The 17,930-nt window shown below is 37.2% G+C and carries 16 protein-coding genes; 3 read left to right on the top strand and 13 right to left on the bottom strand.

Translation table 11 applies throughout. The features are described 5' to 3' along the window. Positions 1-56: 56 nt before the first annotated feature. The 6 genes from fucO to IGI47_RS01980 all read right to left on the bottom strand — a co-directional run bounded on the left by fucO (position 57) and on the right by IGI47_RS01980 (position 6,875). Positions 57-1,211 carry a lactaldehyde reductase gene (gene fucO / locus IGI47_RS02005; protein WP_438783192.1) on the bottom strand — a complete coding sequence of 385 codons (1,155 nt, stop codon included), beginning with the start codon at positions 1,209-1,211 and terminating at the stop codon, positions 57-59. A gap of 374 nt (positions 1,212-1,585) precedes the next feature. Beyond that, positions 1,586-1,897: an L-rhamnose mutarotase gene (gene rhaM, locus IGI47_RS02000; RefSeq protein ID WP_146895362.1), complete on the bottom strand. Its 312-nt coding sequence runs from the start codon at positions 1,895-1,897 to the stop codon at positions 1,586-1,588. Further along, on the bottom strand, positions 1,894-2,727 hold the full coding sequence (gene rhaD, locus IGI47_RS01995; RefSeq protein WP_311930555.1) for a rhamnulose-1-phosphate aldolase: 834 nt from the start codon (positions 2,725-2,727) through the stop codon (positions 1,894-1,896). Before rhaD ends, rhaM begins: the two co-directional genes overlap by 4 nt. Positions 2,728-2,793: 66 nt before the next feature. After that, a complete protein-coding gene (rhaA, locus tag IGI47_RS01990; RefSeq protein ID WP_438783191.1) occupies positions 2,794-4,056 on the bottom strand; it encodes an L-rhamnose isomerase in 1,263 nt (420 codons plus the stop codon). Positions 4,057-4,113: 57 nt separating this feature from the next. Then, positions 4,114-5,571, bottom strand: a complete 1,458-nt coding sequence (gene rhaB / locus IGI47_RS01985; RefSeq protein WP_311930557.1) for a rhamnulokinase — start codon at positions 5,569-5,571, stop codon at positions 4,114-4,116. Beyond that, positions 5,568-6,875, bottom strand: coding sequence for an MFS transporter (locus IGI47_RS01980; protein ID WP_311930558.1), 1,308 nt, complete (start codon positions 6,873-6,875; stop codon positions 5,568-5,570). The genes rhaB and IGI47_RS01980 overlap by 4 nt, the downstream gene beginning before the upstream one ends. A gap of 111 nt (positions 6,876-6,986) precedes the next feature. On the opposite strand from IGI47_RS01980, the gene IGI47_RS01975 reads away from it, so the two are divergent. Then, on the top strand, positions 6,987-7,970 hold the full coding sequence (locus IGI47_RS01975; RefSeq protein ID WP_311930559.1) for an AraC family transcriptional regulator: 984 nt from the start codon (positions 6,987-6,989) through the stop codon (positions 7,968-7,970). Between the two features lie 284 nt (positions 7,971-8,254). On the opposite strand, the gene IGI47_RS01970 is transcribed toward IGI47_RS01975, so the two are convergent. The 5 genes from IGI47_RS01970 to IGI47_RS01950 all read right to left on the bottom strand — a co-directional run bounded on the left by IGI47_RS01970 (position 8,255) and on the right by IGI47_RS01950 (position 14,198). Beyond that, the gene (locus IGI47_RS01970) at positions 8,255-9,223 is read right to left on the bottom strand and encodes a tRNA dihydrouridine synthase (RefSeq protein WP_311930560.1); all 969 of its coding nucleotides are present in this window, start codon (positions 9,221-9,223) and stop codon (positions 8,255-8,257) included. A 107-nt stretch (positions 9,224-9,330) separates the two neighbouring features. Next, positions 9,331-9,852: a GNAT family N-acetyltransferase gene (locus IGI47_RS01965; RefSeq protein ID WP_311930561.1), complete on the bottom strand. Its 522-nt coding sequence runs from the start codon at positions 9,850-9,852 to the stop codon at positions 9,331-9,333. 515 nt (positions 9,853-10,367) lie between these two features. After that, entirely contained in the window at positions 10,368-11,138 is a 771-nt protein-coding gene (locus IGI47_RS01960) for an ABC transporter permease (protein WP_081135255.1), read from the bottom strand. Next, a complete protein-coding gene (locus IGI47_RS01955; RefSeq protein ID WP_438783190.1) occupies positions 11,131-12,066 on the bottom strand; it encodes an ABC transporter ATP-binding protein in 936 nt (311 codons plus the stop codon). Before IGI47_RS01955 ends, IGI47_RS01960 begins: the two co-directional genes overlap by 8 nt. A 482-nt stretch (positions 12,067-12,548) precedes the next feature. Next, a complete protein-coding gene (locus IGI47_RS01950; RefSeq protein ID WP_438783189.1) occupies positions 12,549-14,198 on the bottom strand; it encodes a MutS-related protein in 1,650 nt (549 codons plus the stop codon). A gap of 357 nt (positions 14,199-14,555) precedes the next feature. Here IGI47_RS01950 and IGI47_RS01945 point away from each other — a divergent pair, with 357 nt between their 5' ends. Both IGI47_RS01945 and IGI47_RS01940 read left to right on the top strand, forming a co-directional pair. Then, positions 14,556-14,897: a hypothetical protein gene (locus tag IGI47_RS01945; protein WP_311930565.1), complete on the top strand. Its 342-nt coding sequence runs from the start codon at positions 14,556-14,558 to the stop codon at positions 14,895-14,897. Positions 14,898-15,089: 192 nt separating this feature from the next. Continuing rightward, positions 15,090-15,824, top strand: a complete 735-nt coding sequence (locus tag IGI47_RS01940; RefSeq protein ID WP_438783188.1) for a CPBP family glutamic-type intramembrane protease — start codon at positions 15,090-15,092, stop codon at positions 15,822-15,824. Between the two features lie 28 nt (positions 15,825-15,852). Here the strand turns inward: IGI47_RS01940 and IGI47_RS01935 are convergent, their stop codons facing one another. Both IGI47_RS01935 and IGI47_RS01930 read right to left on the bottom strand, forming a co-directional pair. Next, a complete protein-coding gene (locus IGI47_RS01935; RefSeq protein WP_438783187.1) occupies positions 15,853-16,584 on the bottom strand; it encodes a LytR/AlgR family response regulator transcription factor in 732 nt (243 codons plus the stop codon). A 4-nt stretch (positions 16,585-16,588) separates the two neighbouring features. Further along, positions 16,589-17,890, bottom strand: coding sequence for a sensor histidine kinase (locus IGI47_RS01930; RefSeq protein ID WP_438783186.1), 1,302 nt, complete (start codon positions 17,888-17,890; stop codon positions 16,589-16,591). Positions 17,891-17,930: the final 40 nt, after the last annotated feature.

The following is a 17,930-nucleotide window of genomic DNA, read 5'->3' as shown; positions in this document are numbered from 1 at the left end:
CATCATTTTTTGGGGCACGACCGTTGCGTTTTATTATGAGAGAATTTGCTCATTGCTTACAGCATCGATTTATATAATGCACTGATTTCGTCCACTGTAGCATCTCGCGGATTTCCTGGTGTACATACATCGCGTAAAGCATCTTCAGAAACCTTTGATACATCGGCTTCTTTCATGCCAATCTCAGTCAGACTTTGTGGGATCCCTACATCAATACCAAGTTGTTTCACTGCTTGGACTGCTGCATCACGAACTTCTGACAATGACATATCAGCCGCACCTTCTACGCCCATGGCAACGGCAATATCGCGATATTTTTCACCAGTATATTCTTTATTGAAGTCCATGATCAATGGCAAGAGCGTTGCACAAGCCACTCCATGAGGCGTATTGTACCAAGCTGATAATGGATGAGCCATTCCATGAACCAAGCCTAGCCCAACATTGGAAAAGCCCATACCGGCAATGTATTGTCCCAATGCCATTTTTTCTCGTGCTTCTTGATTCCCTGCAACAGAATCGCGTAAAGCATGGCTGATGATTTCGATTGCTTTGATATGGAGCATATCCGTCATTTCCCAAGCATCTTTTGTAATGTAGCCCTCAATTGCATGGGTTAAAGCATCCATACCTGTCGAAGCGCACAAACCTTTTGGCATCCCCATCATCATATCGCTATCTACAAACGCAGCTACAGGAATATCACGTGGATCAACACAAACAAATTTACGTTGATTAGCTTTATCTGTGATCACGTAATTAATCGTTACTTCGGCAGCAGTTCCTGAAGTCGTCGGTACTGCTAAAATCGGTAATGCTGGATTTTTAGTATCTGCCACCCCTTCCAGACTGATCACATCTGAAAACTCAGGATTGGTTGTAATGATTCCGATTGCTTTTGCTGTATCAATAGGCGAACCGCCTCCAATTGCTACGACATAATCTGCTCCAGCTGTTTGGCAGGCTTTGACTCCAGCTTTAACATCTTCAATCGAAGGATTTGGTACGATACCATCAAAAATGTCGTAACTTAATCCTGCCTCATCTAAAATTGCTGTAACCTTCGTTGCCACTTCAAATTTCAATAGGTCTTTATCTGTGACCACTAAAGCTTTTTTGAATCCCTGTTTTTTCGCTTCATTTGCGACTTCTTTGATCGCACCTTTACCAAAATAAGATGTTTCGTTCAGAATCATCCGATTGACTGTCATAGTATTCTCTCCTTTTCATATGCCATTTCACAAATAATCCCTATATTAGAATGGCTGCCACGATTTCTGTTTGTAATTCTTACCCTAAACCAATACTTTGCTTACCACTCAACACTGTTTGACTTTTTAAACCTGAATTTTTATTATCCCCTTGTGTCGCATTCTCTTTCAATGATTGTACCTTTTTTCACATAAAGAGGTAAAGAGCGTGGGACAAAACTAAAAATCAGTTTTGCCACAGACTCTAACTCCGAATAAACGGTGGGAGCAGAAGCAACTCCTTCGGAAATAAGCCGAAATTCACAAAAATTTGAAAAGCAATTTTCGTGAATTTCTTCTTATTTCTCGGAGTTAAACACTTCTGTCCCAACCTCTTATAATTCAAATACTTGTTCCAGATCAACCGCTACTGGTGAATTATCTGGATTTGTATCCATGACATCTTCCATATAATCCCACCATTTTCGATTAATTTCTGTGTCCGCTGTCTGTGCCCATTTTTCTTCATCTTCAATTTCCAAATAACCAAAAAGAAAATCAGTTTCAGGATCCAAGAAAATAGAATAGCTTATCGCGCCATGTTCTTTTAGCATTTCCCGCATCTCAGGCCATAAATCATTGTGACGCTTCACATACTCTTCTTTCAATCCAGGATAAAGTTTCATTCGAACCGCTTTTTTTATCATGCATTCTTCACTCCAGCTTCAAAAAATTCTGGATTTGGTGTAATGCCAAATTGGTTAGCTAAAGCAATAAAGTTTTCATCACTAATCGTTTGACGAACACCACCTTGTGCTTGCACATAGGTATAGACTTGTGCTGCTTTTTCAGCAGTTTCAATCAAACCAAATGTTTCATCCATCGTACGGCCAGCTCCGTAAACACCATGGAATGACCATAATACTAAACGTGCTTGTTTCATTTTTTCTGCCGTTGCTCCCCCAATTTCATTAGAACCTGGAATCAACCATGGCAATACTTGAACGCCTTCAGGGAAAACAACCATACACTCTGTACACATTTCCCAAAGTGTTCGTGTAATTGCTTTAGAAGTCAACTCATGACTGAAGGTCATTGCTAATAAGTGACTTGCATGACAATGCATGACGATACGGTTTTCTGGATCAACTTCTAGACGAGCAATATGGCTCATCAAATGAGCAGGTAATTCACTTGTAGGTACGCCACCGTCTGTATAGCCCCAAAGTAGATCCACACTTTGACCGTCATCAGCTACTCGTAAGACCCCTAAATTATTCGCTGGATCTTGTGCTACATTTTTAAAATATTTACCTGAACCAGTTACGATAAAGTAATCGCCTTTAAGGGCTGATCCATCAAAATCCATTGGAATATTTCGTATTACCTTTTTAGTATCCAAGTACTCGCTAACATCTGCTTCATCTAATAGATAGGACACATTGCCGCCATTTCTTTCATCCCAACCCAGACGGTAGAGATTGCTGGTAACATCGACCATTTCTTTGACAAAAGGTGCTTCTAAAATATTTTTCACGATTAATTCCCCCAAATGTTTATCTATTAAGGCGGGAACAAACTCCCCGCCAATTCATGCTTGTCATTATTTGTTACGTAGTGCTAAGACATCTTTTTCATAATTCTTGACTTCTTCATACCAATCCATACCAACAGGGACATTGTTTAATGCACAGAAGTAGTTCCATACATCTGCATACGGAAAGTCTTTTAATTCTTCTGTCAAGACTATTCGTTTTGTATAATCAAAATCCAATTCAATCGCTTTTAAGTCTTCAGTTGGTTCTAACATTGCTTTTAATAAGGCTTTTTGAGTATTACGTGTACCCACGACCCAAGCAGCGATCCGATTGATAGTTGCATCAAAGAAATCTAAGCCAATGTTTGTTTTTCCTAAAAGATCATTACGAACGAGTTCTTTTCCGATTTCTTGCAATTCATCATCCATGATCACAACATGGTCAGAGTCCCAACGAACTGGACGAGAGACATGCAACATGATTCCTTTAGAGAATAGTGCCAATGAACTCAATTTGTTTGAGATCACTTCAGTTGGATGGAAATGACCAGCATCTAAACAGATCAATTTGTTACGTGTTAGCCCATAACCCATGTAGAATTCATGAGAACCAACAGTATAAGCTTCTGCACCTAGTCCAAATAGTTTGCTTTCAACAGCTTCTTGGGTATATTCTTCATTCAAATCCTCTGTAAAGATTTCATCTAGTGATTCCATCATACGTTTACGTGGAGTGTAACGATCGATTGGATTATCTTTCATACCATCTGGCATCCAGAAATTATTGATACATGTTTGGCCAGTTTCTTTTCCTAGATATTCAGCTACTTTACGGCTGCGTTTACCATGTTCGATCCAAAAGTCGCGGACTTCTTTATCTGGATGTGCCAAAGTCATTCCATCTTTCATCATTGGATGAGAGAAAAAGGTTGGATTGAAGTCTAAACCAACACCTTGTTCATTCGCCCAACTAGCCCATTTGGCAAAATGTTTTGGTTCGATTTCATCTAAGTCTACTGGTTCATCTGTATCTAAATAAATGGCATGTAAGTTTAATTTATGGCTTCCTGGAATCAATGAAAAAGCTTTTTCAACATCTTGTCGTAATTGATCTGGCGTATGGGCAGCACCAGGATAATTTCCTGTCGACATGATCCCACCAGTTAGTTCACCATCAGGATTCAAGAATCCTTTGACATCATCTCCTTGCCAACAATGCATCGAGATTTTTAAATCTTGCAATTTTTTCAGTGCAGCTTCTGTGTCAACCCCAATTTCTGCATAACGAGCTTTTGCGTCTTGATAACGTTCCTCTACTGTTTTTGTCATTTTATTTCTGCTCCCTTATCTTTTAAATTTATTCAATAAAACGCTGATTCTTCGTTTTTATACAAATGATTTTGTTAATGCGTGGTATTTCTCAATGGCAAGTTGATTTACTATATGCGGTTGGAATTGTTTTAATGGGAAAGATTTTTTTATTCCTTCGCGACCTTTCGCCAACGTTCCAAAACCTTTTGTCGCAACCATTTGAACGATGATATTACCGATTGCTGTTGCTTCTCCAGGTCCTGCTAAAACAGGGATTCCACAAGCATCTGCGGTTAATTGATTCAATAAATCATTGTTTGAGCCTCCACCCACAATGTGTAGCTGTGTGATCGTGCGCCCCGTGATTTTCTCCAATTTTTCAAGTTCTACCGCATAACACAGTGCCAAACTATCATAAATACATCGTGCCAGTTCCCCAGGCGTTTCGGGTATCTTTTGATCCATTTCCCGACAGTAGCCTTGGATCTCCGTAATCATATTTTTAGGATTCATAAAACGCGGATCGTTGACATCAATCAATGTAACAAATGCTTCTTCCTGGCTTGCTAGCTCTGCTAACTCAGGGTACGAATACTGATAATCCAGCATTCTAGATACTTCTTGAATCAGCCACATCCCCATAATATTTTTCAAGAAACGGATAGTTCCTTGAACTCCCCACTCATTGGTGAAGTTTGCCTCAAATGCTTCCGAAGTTGCGATACCTTCGTTGATTTCCACGCCCATTAATGACCATGTACCTGAGCTGATGTATGCCCAATTTTCTCCCTTTCCCGGTGTGCCTACCACTGCTGAAGCTGTATCGTGAGAGGCAATTGTAATGAATGTAGCATCTGGAAGATCATAAGTCGGAAATTTTTCTTTTCGTATCTTCCCTAAAATGGTTCCTGGTTCCACTAAATTCGGAAATAATTCTTTGGAGACATCGATTGCGTTCAATACATCTTCATCAAGTTTTCGTGTTTGTAAATTCATCAATTGCATCGTGGAGGCGTTCGTTTTTTCCAATACTGCCTGTCCGGTCAAGACATAGCCTAAATAATCAGGCATCAATACTAACTGTTTGGCATGCGCCAGTTTTTCACGATTTTCTTTGAATAATTGGAAAACTGTATTGAATGGTTGTAGTTGAATACCTGTCTTTTGATACAGCATTTGTAGTGAAAAATGTTCATCAAATTCTGCTATAGCCTGTTCTGTTCGGTTGTCACGATAACTAACAGGTTGACTTATTGCCTCTCCTTGCTCATCAAGCAAGCAGTAATCAACGCCCCAAGTATCAATACCCACATAGCATTTTTCAACACCACGCTTCTTCACTTTTTCTAAACCAATCAAGATCTCTTCAATCAAGTGATCTGCATCCCAGTAATCTGTACCATTACTATCAGCAAACCCATTTTTGAAACGATGAATCTCTTCTAATGAAATTTTGTTGAATGGATTTTTTTCTGAGAGCATCAAACGTCCACTTGATGCACCAATATCTACTGCTATATATGTGTCTGTCATTTCGTTACCTCTTGTCCATGGGGCAGATGTGTTGTTGCTTCAACGCTGTCGCCATATCGTTCTTCCGTAATTTGTTCTAATGTTTTACCTTGTGTTTTCGGTGTCCAAACCGTTCCAATCACTAGCGATACGATCAGTAAGCCGATCATAGCTGTTCCAGCAATGGTGAAGCCTAAACTTGCTAAGATCATTGGGAAAATGATTGACCAAATACCACAACTTCCGCGAACTAAGAAAAACATGATTCCTTGTGCGCCACCGCGGAATTTAGTAGGAAATAACTCTGATGCCCACAAAGCATAGAATGCTTGTGCACCGATCCCTGCAGAGATACCCCAGAGGACAACAAATGCGCCTAATCCTGCCCAAGACATCCCGACGAATGTCAAAATGACCCATGAGAGCACCGCCATTAAAGCGCCTACAAAATAAAACTTACGTTGATTTACTTTGTCTCCCAGTTTCGCAAAGCCAAAATAAGAAGCAAGCGATGTCAATATCCAAAGTACTGCCTGTAGCATATTTGCTTGTGAATTCGTCAACCCACCAACTGTTTCATATACAAACGGCATGAAAAATCCCATCGCTCCTGCTACTAAGTTCCAAAATAGGTACACACCTACTAAAAACATGATTGATTTTCTGTTCACAACATTTGAAAAAAGCTCTTTATATGGATGCGCCTTTTCCGCTGTCGCTACTTGGCGTGCATTTTCTTCTTCCCAATCTTTTGATTCTTCCAATTGCCGTTGTAAAACCCAAGCAATTATGGCAACAACAACCAATGAAACAAACAATAAACGACTACCAAATAATCCCAAAGGTGCTAAAATTACTCCTAGTGTGAAAATAATTACTGGTCCTAATGACCATGCTAGTTGAGAAATTCCAATATTATGTGCTCGAGATTCAGGGTGTGCCATTTCAGCAATATATGACCACGATGCCGGAACTCCTGCACCAACAGACAACCCCATAATCAAAAATCCTGCCAACAGCATTGGAAAATTCATTGCAAAGATAATAAACAGGGCGCCAACTATATAAATCAATAAGTTGTAGGTGTAGATGAATTTACGTCCATACTTATCAGATAACCGTCCACCAATCAATGCACCAATCGCCGCACCAAAAGCGTTCGCACTCAAGGCTCCCAACAATCCAACAGAAAAACTACTTAAACCAAAATGCTCCGTCCATAAGGTCAATCCGCTTGCACCTGCTACGATACAACCAGAATCCAAATAGTTCGTTAAAGAAACCGCAATGGTCTCTTTTCTTCCTCCACCGCTTTGACCACTCATAGTTCACCCGCTCCTTAAGTTTATTTACATTCTTATTATCGGAATTTATGGTTGCGTTTTCAATATCGTGGGTATAGAATAAATGTATCAAAATTACAGGGATGTATTAATATGAATAAAATCGTAGAAGACTATTTACATCATCATACACAAGTGGAAGAAGCTCAATTAAATAAAAAAAAATTCGTAATGGATATTCCTTCAACATCTTTTCAAACCGCAAAAGAAGACATGGTTTTATTAAAAGATTACTTCTTGAAAAATAATTATATCTATATAAGTAAACATCCACGTTTTGCGCCTTATCCAAAACACAGTCATCACTTTTTAGAACTGAATTATGTTTATTCAGGAAAATCAGTTCAGTATATCAACAATAAGCGTGAGGTGATCAATCAAGGTGAGATTTTATTGCTTGATCGCGGTTCTTCCCATTCCTTAGAAGTACATGGGGAACAAGATATTCTCATCGATATTATTTTTCCAAATGACAAAGTCGACATTAATTGGCTGTCTAATTTAAATGTTAAAAATAGTGTGCTCTTTAATTTTTTAGCTCAGACGATGGCCACTCGTTCACGAAAAGAATATTTGATTTTCCGTTGCTCCGAAAATGAGCATGTCCAAATGATTCTAGATCAAATGATCAATAAATATTTTACTGAACCCGTCTTCGCAAATGAAATCATTTCTTTGTACATCCCAATTCTGTTTACCGAATTGATTGGCAACTGTACCTATGATTTCTACGAAGAAAAAAAAGACAAGACCAACCATCAAGTCGTCATCGATACCTTGAAACTGATTGAAAAAGATTATGCCACCCTCTCATTAGAAAATGCAGCTAAACAACTTGGCTACAATAAAAACTACTTGAGCAATATCATCAAACAAAAGACAAATAAAAATTTTTCAACCCTGTTAACAGAACAACGAATGAAGCAGGCTAAGTTTTTGATTGAAAGCTCCTCTCTTTCAATTGGTTCGATCATTGAATTGGTAGGCCTAAAGAACCGCACCAATTTTTACAAAAAATTTGAAGCAATTTATAGCAAAACACCGAGTGCATTCAGAAAAATGACTGAGGAACCATAACATCACTTGAAATGACTCCCCTTAAAATAAAGAAGCCACAAGAAATCCAACTGAATTTCTCGTGGCTTTTTCATTTAGATTGATCTCTTAGGCGTTTTTTGGCTTGTTTCATTCATCCACACGAACGAGTATCCTAGCCTACTTGATTAGTATTACAACCGTTTTTCGATTCTCTTTTTTATACTGGCACAACCTCTTCAAAAAGCCAAAATTCTCAAAAATCAAAAAAGCAATTTCCGTGAATTTCGGCTTATATTTTTGGCCTTGATTATTTCATCTCAGTCTTATCTGTTTTTGTTCGCTTGAAATGTGTCCAGTATTGCTCTCACTTCATCTGTTGTTTTGGTATCCATTAGTTGAACACGCAGATCGTTTGCACCAGGAAAACCTTTGACATAGATTTTGAAGAAACGGTGTAATCCTGTGATCGAACGTGGAATGAACTGCGCATATTGATCTTGCAGATCTAATTGTAGGCGGAGTAATGCAATCAGTTCTTCTGACGAATGTTCTCTCGCTTCTTTTTCAAAAGCAAATGGGTTTTTGAAAATCCCACGACCGATCATAATGCCGTCTACTCCATATTTTTCTGCCAATTCCAAGCCCATTTGTCGGTCTTGAATATCCCCATTGATAGTGATCAATGTTTGCGGTGCAAGTGCATCCCTCAACTCTACAACCCTTGGAATCAACTCCCAATGGGCAGCTACTTTACTCATTTCTTTTCTTGTTCGTAAGTGGATAGAAAGATTCGCGATATCTTGTTTCAAGAGATGGCTGATCCAATGATCTAATTCCGATTGTTGCGTGAACCCAATTCGTGTTTTCACACTAACCGGTAGTCCCCCTGCCTTTGCAGCTTGGATCAATTCCGCCGCTACTTCTGGACGAAGGATCAACCCACTGCCCTTGCCTCGTTCAGCGACATTTGGTACAGGACACCCCATATTCAAGTCGATTCCTTTAAATCCCATTTCAGCCAGTTGGATACTCATTTCTTTGAAGAATTCTGGCTTATCCCCCCAGATATGGGCTACCATAGGCTGTTCATCCTCTGTAAAAGTCAATCGGCCTCGAACACTTTCTTTACCATCAGGATGACAAAAACTATCCGAATTCGTAAACTCAGTAAAAAATACATCAGGTGCGCCTGCTTCTTTCACAACATGCCTAAAAACCACATCTGTGACATCTTCCATCGGGGCTAATATAAAAAAGGGCTTAGGTAACGCTGCCCAAAAATTTTCTTTCACATCATACACTCCATTTCATTACTGGCTCTTTATTGATCTTCATCTTAAAAAAACATGGTCATTATACTAGTTATATGTAAAAGAAGCAAAATCAGCGCTTCACTTCTTTAACGAACAAGCTTTTGATAAGCCAATCGTTCATTATCTGTATAGTCACTCACATAAACGATGCCTCGCAACTCAAACCCACTATGGTCCATGATACGCTGCATTCCTTTATTCTTTTTGTGTGTATCCACTCTAATTTGATGGATTCCTTGTTTTTTCGTTTCGGCTTCTGCAAATTCAATCAAGCGATACGCCAATTTTTGCCCACGAAATTCTTCCGACAGGGCAATACGGTGGATCGTTGTATATGGATCTGCTTCATTTTCCCATTTTCCTTCAAAGATTTCTTGGTAATTTTTGTCTGGTGTCCGTTGTAACGCCAGTGTTCCAGCCACCACTCCATCGACTAGAAAAATATAAGAAATCCCCTCTTCAATATCATTTTTGATCGTTTCTTCATTAGGGTAGCCATTTTGCCACTGTGGACTGCCGGCAGCCGCTAACAATGCCTTCGCATCATTGATGATTTTCATCACAGCTGGCAAATCTTCTACTGTTGTTTTCCGAAATACAAGGCTCATTCCACCCACTCCTTTTTAATTTTCTATTTTAATACAAACAATGATCCTTGAGCAACTCTAACTTAACATTTGACAAAAAGAATATAGGACAAATCTAAAAATCAGGTTTGCTACAGACCCTCGAATAAACGGCGTCCAAAAGTCAGATTTTTCGGAAATTTCAAAAAAAAGCGTGGGACAAAAGTAAGAAACACTTTTGTCTCATTCTTAAAAAACGGATAAACGGTGGGAGCAGAAGCAACTCCATCGGAAATAAGCCGATATCCACAAAAATTTGAAAAGCAATTTTCGTGAATTTCTTCTTATTTCTCGGAGTTAAACACTTCTGTCCCAGCCTCTTTTCTCTCCAATTTCTCAAACCGAAACGACTTTTGTCTCGACCTCTCACCTCAATGGTGAAAGCAAAAACAACTTCTTCAAAAAATAAGTCAATATTCACAAAAATTCAAAAATAATTCCTGTGACTTTCTTCATATATCTTGAAGTTGAGCACTTCTGCCTCTTTATAGCAATGATTAGCTTCTCAATCCGCGTCCTTTATTGATCAAATACCAGCAAGCTGAATATAGGACGATGATAAACAAGACTAAAATCGTAAGGGAAACGCCTATCGGTACATCCTTTGTCCCAAGAAAACCATAACGGAATCCAGATATCATGTACACGATTGGATTGACTTTTGAAATAGCTTGCCAAACAGGTGGTAACATTGAAATCGAATAAAATACTCCACCTAGATATGTCAAAGGTTGTAAAACAAATGTTGGTACAATCGATACATCATCATAGGATTGGGCAAAGATCCCATTGATCAACCCAGCAAGAGAAAATAAAATCGCCGTCATCAACAAGGTCACGATGATGATCACCCACGAATGGACATGTAGTGGAACAAAAAAGAGCGACACTACCGTTACCAACGATCCTACCAGTACACTACGTCCTAATCCACCAATAACGAAGCCCCAGATAATCACATGTGTAGGCACTGGAGCAACCAAGATCTCTTCAATATTTTTTTGGAACTTCTGCGAGAAGAAGGACGATGAAACATTCGCATAAGAGCTAGTGATCGCTGACATCATGATCAGTCCAGGGACGATAAACTGCATATAAGAAAATCCGCCCATATCCCCGATACGCCCGCCGATCATTTTACCAAAAATAACAAAATAAAGGGACGTAGTAATAACAGGTGGAACTAAAGTTTGGACCCAAATACGTAAATAGCGATTGGTTTCTTTGATAGCTAAACTTTTTAAAGCTGTAAAATAAAGACTAAACATTTTTTTCCTCCACATGACCATTTTCTTCCGTGATTTTCAAGAATAATTCTTCCAAACGATTCGACTTATTCCGCATCGAAAGAACTTTGACACCTTGTTGACTAAACTGATCGAAGATGCCATTGACGCCTTGATCACGTTTGACTTCCACCGCAATTGTCCGTTCATCTTCAAACGAGTAATTATAGCCTGTAAGCGTTGGTGTTTGCTCATATGGTGCCAAATCAAAGATAAATGTTTCAAACTGTAACTTGGAGAGTAATGATTTCATACTTGTATTTTCAATCAACTCACCTGATTGGATGATCCCAATATTTCGACACAGCATTTCTACTTCTTCTAAATAATGGGTCGTCAAAATGATCGTCGTGCCACTTTCATTCAGTTCACGTAAAAATTCCCACATTTCCCGTCTCAATTCTATATCTACACCCGCAGTAGGTTCATCTAAAATCAGCAATCTAGGTTCGTGCATCAGTGCCCTAGCAATCATCAATCGGCGTTTCATCCCGCCAGAAAGCATCCGTGCCCGCACATTTCGCTTTTCCCACAAATTTGATTGTTTTAAGTACTTTTCACTGCGTTTTAGCGCTTCTTGGCGTGAAACCCCATAATAACCTGCTTGGTTCACTACGATTTGTTGTACCGTCTCAAAAGGATTGAAATTGAATTCTTGTGGAACTAAACCAATCTGTTGTTTCGCTCGAACCAAATCGGTATCCAGATCGTACCCAAATACTTTTACCTTACCCGAATTTTTATTGACTAGAGACGTAATGATACCGATCGTCGTTGATTTCCCTGCACCATTTGGGCCTAACAACGCATAAAAATCTCCCGCCTCAACAGTCAAGTCGATCCCACGTAACGCCTCGACCCCTGTTGCATATATTTTTTTTAATCCATTTATTTCAAGAGCATTTGCCATTTTTCTAATGATCTCCTTTGTTCAACTGATTCTCTATTGTACCACGGAATCTCCTTTTTTAACCGTGGAAAAGACCAAAAAAAAAAGAGAATGTGGGACAAATCTAAAAATCAGGTTTGCTACAAACTCTCGAATAAACGGCATCCAAAAGTCAAGTTTTTCGGAAATAAAAAAACATGGGACAAAAGTAAGAAACACTTTTGTCTCATTCTTTAAAAACAAATAAACGGTGGGAGCAGAAGCAACTCCTTCTTAAATCAGCCGAAATTCACAAAAATGTGAAAAGCAATTTTCGTTAATTTCTTCTTATTTCTCGGAGTTAAACACTTCTATCCCAGCCTCTTTTCTCTCCAACTTCTCAAACCTAAACGACTTTTGTCTCGACCTCATTTCAACTTATTTCAGAGGAGCCATTTCTATTCCCGCTACTTATTTAGATGTAACGGATGAAGTCATCCCGTTGTTCCTTTTTATCTCATTTTTTACTCAAATACACGCCACGTACGATTATGATCAAAGAAAGTAGCTTCTTCTTTCGCATTTTTGACTAATTTATCAGGGTAATCCAACACTTTTAATAACGCGATCGCATTTCTGGTTATCGCTGGTCCTGCTTTTAATTGGAAATCAAAACTGATCCCTTTTTCTGGTGTGACTTGTTCTTCGAAATGGACATTCTCACACTCATTTTTTAAAATTTCCGTCAGTTCGATATCATGTGTCGCTACAAATGCTAAAGATGGATAATCAGACAACCAGTTCACCACTGCTGCAGAAGAGGCAATCCGTTCAATCGTGTTTGTCCCTTTTAAAATTTCATCAATAAAGCAGTAACAACGCTCTTTAGATGCCACTTGATCCAGCAATCGTTTTATCGACTTGATCTCTGAAACAAAGTAGCTGTCACCTTCAAACAAATCATCCTCGATTGCCATTGATGTCAACACATGGCCATGTTCAAGCATAAACCGTTCCGCCAACACCGTTTGGATACTTTGAGCTAAAATACAATTAATGGCAATGCTTTTTACATAGGTAGATTTCCCGGAAGCATTCGAACCCGTCACTAAAGTATTATTATGCCAGTCAACTGGGTTTACCACTGCTTCCGCCAATAGCGGATGGTAGCAATCTTCCGCTTCTACACCACCTTTAGCGAATTGGGGTTGGCAATTAATCGGCATATATGTTCGATAATTCAATACCGCCGCCGCAACTTCCAATTCCCCCAGTAATTCCCACACTTTCATTGCTTCTGCTGTTTTCTTTTCTAATTTACTAATGACAAAATGATAAGAAATAAACGGCAACATAAACATCATATTCACGTAATCAAATATGATTTCCGCTTCCGAACCACTTTTCACACGAAAAGAAAAACCAAATTTAGGAATATCTCTTAACGGTTTCACATTTTGTCGCAATTCTTCTTGAAATGGCGTTTTGATCTTGGCCAGCTGATTAGCCGTTGAAATCGTTGAAACCAGATAGCCCATGCTATTGAGTTCTGTTTCTAATGTCTGTTTTTTTACTTGATAATAGATCGTATTAAAAACCAAACTACCGATCGCTAAATACAGTCCAAAAACTTGCCCTAATAAAAGCAGAAGTACGCCAATGAGCGGTAAAAAACCTAAGAAAGTAAATAACCCGATATGCCCGATTTTCTTACTTTTCCCATCTGCCAGATATTGCTTGGTAAAATTCCCATCCTTTTTACCAAGCCGGGCAAATTGATATTGGATCTTTTCACGAACCAATGGCTCTTCTCGATAAAAGGCGATCAATCGTTCCAACCGTTTATCTTCAGTAAAGTCAAAGCTTCGCAACCGTTGATACAACGCCTCTGAGCCAATACTCGAATACGTCAGATTGATTCCTTCAAACACCTCGAACATATCCAAGTCATACCACGTTAAATCATCTACTTCACTGGCCCACGAACGAAACTTTTTCTCCGTCAACCATGCTTCCTTCAAGCTCTCTTCTTTATCAAACCGTGGCTGATAAGATAGCTTTCCCCATTTTTGGTGAACACTTTCTTTTAATTTATACCGCGCATGCACTTCCAAACCAATCAATAAAACAATGACCGCAAGAATCATTGCCACAATAAACGTTTTTTGATCCATCCCGTTTCCTCCATCTTTCAATTGGCTTAAGTATAGCATTGAAATGCTTAGAGGGGAGGGATTATTTTAGCGAGGTATCGCTTTTTACATTCTTGCTTTCTGTTGCATTTTTCGAACAACATAGAAAAGATGAAGAAAAAAATCTATAACTTTCCTAAAATAGAGAAATTTTATGTAAAAATGAGGAAGAAAATCAGACGTTCAAGATATCATCATCGTTGCTCATTTATCTGATATGTACTATCAAGTGTAAAAATGGTCTTTTTTTTATAAAAAGACGCTAGATAAACCATTTTGGTTAATAATACTAGTGGGTATAGTAGCTTATACACGCAAAAAAAACATGGAGGGAATGATATGAAAAAAATTGTTTTATTTGTAACGAGTCTTACATTAGGTAACATGTTTACTTCTCCTACCACCATCTTCGCAAATGACTTGGAAGAAGATACTACCGCCGAAGTGGTTGTTGAAAAAAGAGAAAGTGAATTACTTGAGGGAAACAAACTTGCACTTGACCAGTATTTTGAAGATGATGAAAATTATTACGTGATAGAGCCTTTAATTTCAAAGGAACGAACTTGGTCTCAAGCACAAAACTATACTATTACCAAAACTGGAAGAATCTATTTAGGCCGTTTCAAAAGGAACTACTGTCTCAGTAAGTATTCCCATCCCAAAAGTAGGGGGGAAATTTGAAGTAAAACATTCTGTTTCTGGATGGTACAAAGATTATACACAATTCGCAACAATTAGAGTGACTGTGAAAGTTTATAGAAAAGTTGACAATAAATATTTAAGGACGGAAACTCACATATCTAATACTTCTTATAGAGATAGTGTACCAGACTAATTTAAAATGATTGTTTTTTTATAAAGGAGGGATACTCTATGCAGAGAAAGATATTGATTAAATTAGTGGGTATCCCTTTTTATGCATTTATCTACAATACCTCACTAGCTAATGTTCTTATCAATTTGTTCCATAATGACCATTTTTTCATAGAGGAATTAAATGCCTTGTTGCTTCTGTATATCCCCATTCTTTTTTTTGCTAGCGTAGGTAAAGATAGTAGACTTTTTGAAAACAGAACGAAAGTTTCGAATAAAAAAAACTTATTTTTAGGAATAATTTTTTTTAGTTGTTTGTCTGTTTGCCATACTTTCATCCAAATAGCTTATGGATTGACACAATTCGAAATATCAGATTTTGTAAGACATCTTCCCTCTTTTACGAACGTATTGCTATCTCTACCTAGTTCAATCATTATAGCTCCTATCATTGAAGAAATTGTTTTTAGAAAACTTCTTTATTCAGATGTTAAAAATAGTTTCCCTAAATTTTATATACTAATTTTAACTATTTCATTCATGCTAGCCCATCTTATACAAATAGTTGATTCTCCAATTACAGCACCATTCTACTTCCTTATTTCATTAGCATTAAACTTATTTTATCGCAAAGATGAGAATTTGTTTTATACTATTATTTTTCACTCGATGACGAATCTAACTGCAACTTTCACTGTTTACTATGCTATTTTCTTGCAAAGTACAATACACCTACCACTTATCTTTGGCTCAATAATCATCTTGATTATTCTATCAATCATTTTACTTAAATAAAGTGGCGATTATCAAAAAAATATTTTTTCTATCTCAGTCTTCTCTTTAACATGGAAATCTTCCTAATGGCAATTGGACAGCTTTCACCATTCTTCATGACAGCCATATATTTTCTTCTATCTATCGTAGCAATATTTCCAATATTTACGACAACTGATTTGTGGATACGAATCAGCGAAGAAGCCAAACTTTCAATCTCATGTATTTTCCCATAAAATTCGATAGTATTTTGGGATAAGTGAAGAATCAATTTATGAGGAACTTGTGAGGTTTCGATAAACATGACTTCTTTCAACGGAAAAACGCGGATCTGTTTATTGATTATTATTTTTATTCGTTCTTTTTGGTCATTTTTATCCTCTTGATAATGCTTTTTTGCCTGTTCCAAAGCAGCTATGATTCTTTTCTGGAGATCATTTATATTGTCTTTGATGATATAATCCATTGCCTCAACTTTATATTTGAACGTAAAGTACATCATTTCACTATGGGTAGTGATAAAGACTATTTTTCCGCTAATGTCCATATTTCGGATTTTTGCACCTAATTTTATTCCGTCAAGATCACATTGTAAGTCTATATCTAAAAAATAAATGCCATTATGGACGGAGTTTTTTTCTAGGTAAGAAATAATTTCATAGGGATCATCCGTACTCACTTCGATCGTCATATCTAACTCTTCAATCAATAGATAATTTTGTATGTAGCCTTCGATTGTTCTTCTATGTATCGTATTATCCTCACAAATAAATATTGACAACAAATCACTCCACCTCGCTAACAATAGTTATTTTTTGAATAAAAAAATCATCCGTAATTTTTGTTTCTAAAAGAATACTAGGTTCAGCTAATAGGATTTCTTCAACATTTGCTAAACCCAGACCTCTTTTTTTGCCACGAGTTGAAAATCCTTTCTTTTTGAGAAGTTGAAGCGGTACAATTTTATCTCTAATTGTATTTTGAATGATGAAAACTGAATTGTTGTTCTCTTCAAATCCTACTATTATTAAACTGCCTTTTTGAATGGAGTTTAACTCTTCAATGGCATTATCTAAAAAAATACCAAATAGTCGCACAAGCGAACTCGTCCTCACTTTTTTCTCTTCCGACAAAAAATCGTTAATTTCAATTTGTATATCTATGCCCTTTTCTTGGGCTGATACTAATTTTGTATAGAAAATACCTCTAACACCCAAAGAGCCAATATTCTGTAACTCATCCAGTAGAAAAAAATTTTTGTTGCTCTCCTCATTTGTTTTCACGATATCGTCAAAAAAAAATTTCTTTAATTCAGCAACCTCATTGTTTTCTAGATAATAATGGATCGCTGCTAGTAGATTTGCATGATCATGTCGGAATTTTCTAGTTTCTTGATATTGCTTTTTTATCTCATTCGTATATTTTTCTTGTAATTCTAAAACCACTTTGTTTTTATTTAATTCTTCCTCAAGTAATTTCTTTTGAGATAGCGCGTAGACAGCCGTAATACTCAAGACAGACAATAAACAGTAGAAAATCAGCAACGTAAAAAGCAGATTTCTATTTTCAGCATACCTCTGAATTATTCCTATCATTTGATAGCCTAAAATCACTGCCATCAGCAAAAATGAAGTCCGTGATACTATCTTTTTCCTAAATAGATATGTATATACTCTTTCTCTAAGTACAGTAGAAACAATCAAACAAATAAATAGTGACAAAAAGCAGATTAAAATTAGCATGATATTTTTACTAAATCCGCTTAGTCTTAAAAAACAAGGTATGATCATTCCATAAAATGATGTAAATAGCAGTTCAATCATTGCTGAACACATGATCGATAAAACAATCTGCACAGAATCTTTTTGAGGAAAAACTTTATAAGAAAAACCAAAAAATAGTATGAACATCACTAATAAATCTAATGTAAAAAATAAAGTCCTTATGATCACAGCAATAAAAATCAACAAAAAATAAAAAAATAACATATATATTTTTTGTCTATATAATTTTTCCAAAACAAAAAAACAAAAAGCAAAAATGATCAAATGGAAATAAGATATACAATAAAAGAATATTTTGTCCATCTAGCGCTCCCTAAATGAATTTTTCTAGCCTTTTCAAAAT

The sequence above is a fragment of the Enterococcus sp. AZ191 genome (assembly GCF_051713845.1).
Taxonomy (GTDB): domain Bacteria; phylum Bacillota; class Bacilli; order Lactobacillales; family Enterococcaceae; genus Enterococcus_B; species Enterococcus_B durans.
The sequence above is the reverse complement of the archived record's forward strand: the minus strand, read 5'-3'. Positions and strand labels throughout refer to the sequence as shown.

Excerpts from the sequence above, each read along its gene's own strand:
- IGI47_RS01980 (WP_311930558.1), bottom strand. The coding sequence starts at position 6,875 with ATGAGTGGTCAAAGCGGTGGAGGAAGAAAAGAGACCATTGCGGTTTCT.
- IGI47_RS01960 (WP_081135255.1), bottom strand. The coding sequence starts at position 11,138 with ATGTTTAGTCTTTATTTTACAGCTTTAAAAAGTTTAGCTATCAAAGAA.
- rhaM (WP_146895362.1), bottom strand. The coding sequence starts at position 1,897 with ATGATAAAAAAAGCGGTTCGAATGAAACTTTATCCTGGATTGAAAGAA.
- IGI47_RS01975 (WP_311930559.1), top strand. The coding sequence starts at position 6,987 with ATGAATAAAATCGTAGAAGACTATTTACATCATCATACACAAGTGGAA.
- fucO (WP_438783192.1), bottom strand. The coding sequence starts at position 1,211 with ATGACAGTCAATCGGATGATTCTGAACGAAACATCTTATTTTGGTAAA.
- IGI47_RS01965 (WP_311930561.1), bottom strand. The coding sequence starts at position 9,852 with ATGAGCCTTGTATTTCGGAAAACAACAGTAGAAGATTTGCCAGCTGTG.
- IGI47_RS01950 (WP_438783189.1), bottom strand. The coding sequence starts at position 14,198 with ATGGATCAAAAAACGTTTATTGTGGCAATGATTCTTGCGGTCATTGTT.
- rhaA (WP_438783191.1), bottom strand. The coding sequence starts at position 4,056 with ATGACAAAAACAGTAGAGGAACGTTATCAAGACGCAAAAGCTCGTTAT.
- rhaB (WP_311930557.1), bottom strand. The coding sequence starts at position 5,571 with ATGACAGACACATATATAGCAGTAGATATTGGTGCATCAAGTGGACGT.
- IGI47_RS01945 (WP_311930565.1), top strand. The coding sequence starts at position 14,556 with ATGAAAAAAATTGTTTTATTTGTAACGAGTCTTACATTAGGTAACATG.
- IGI47_RS01940 (WP_438783188.1), top strand. The coding sequence starts at position 15,090 with ATGCAGAGAAAGATATTGATTAAATTAGTGGGTATCCCTTTTTATGCA.
- IGI47_RS01930 (WP_438783186.1), bottom strand. The coding sequence starts at position 17,890 with ATGGACAAAATATTCTTTTATTGTATATCTTATTTCCATTTGATCATT.
- IGI47_RS01955 (WP_438783190.1), bottom strand. The coding sequence starts at position 12,066 with ATGGCAAATGCTCTTGAAATAAATGGATTAAAAAAAATATATGCAACA.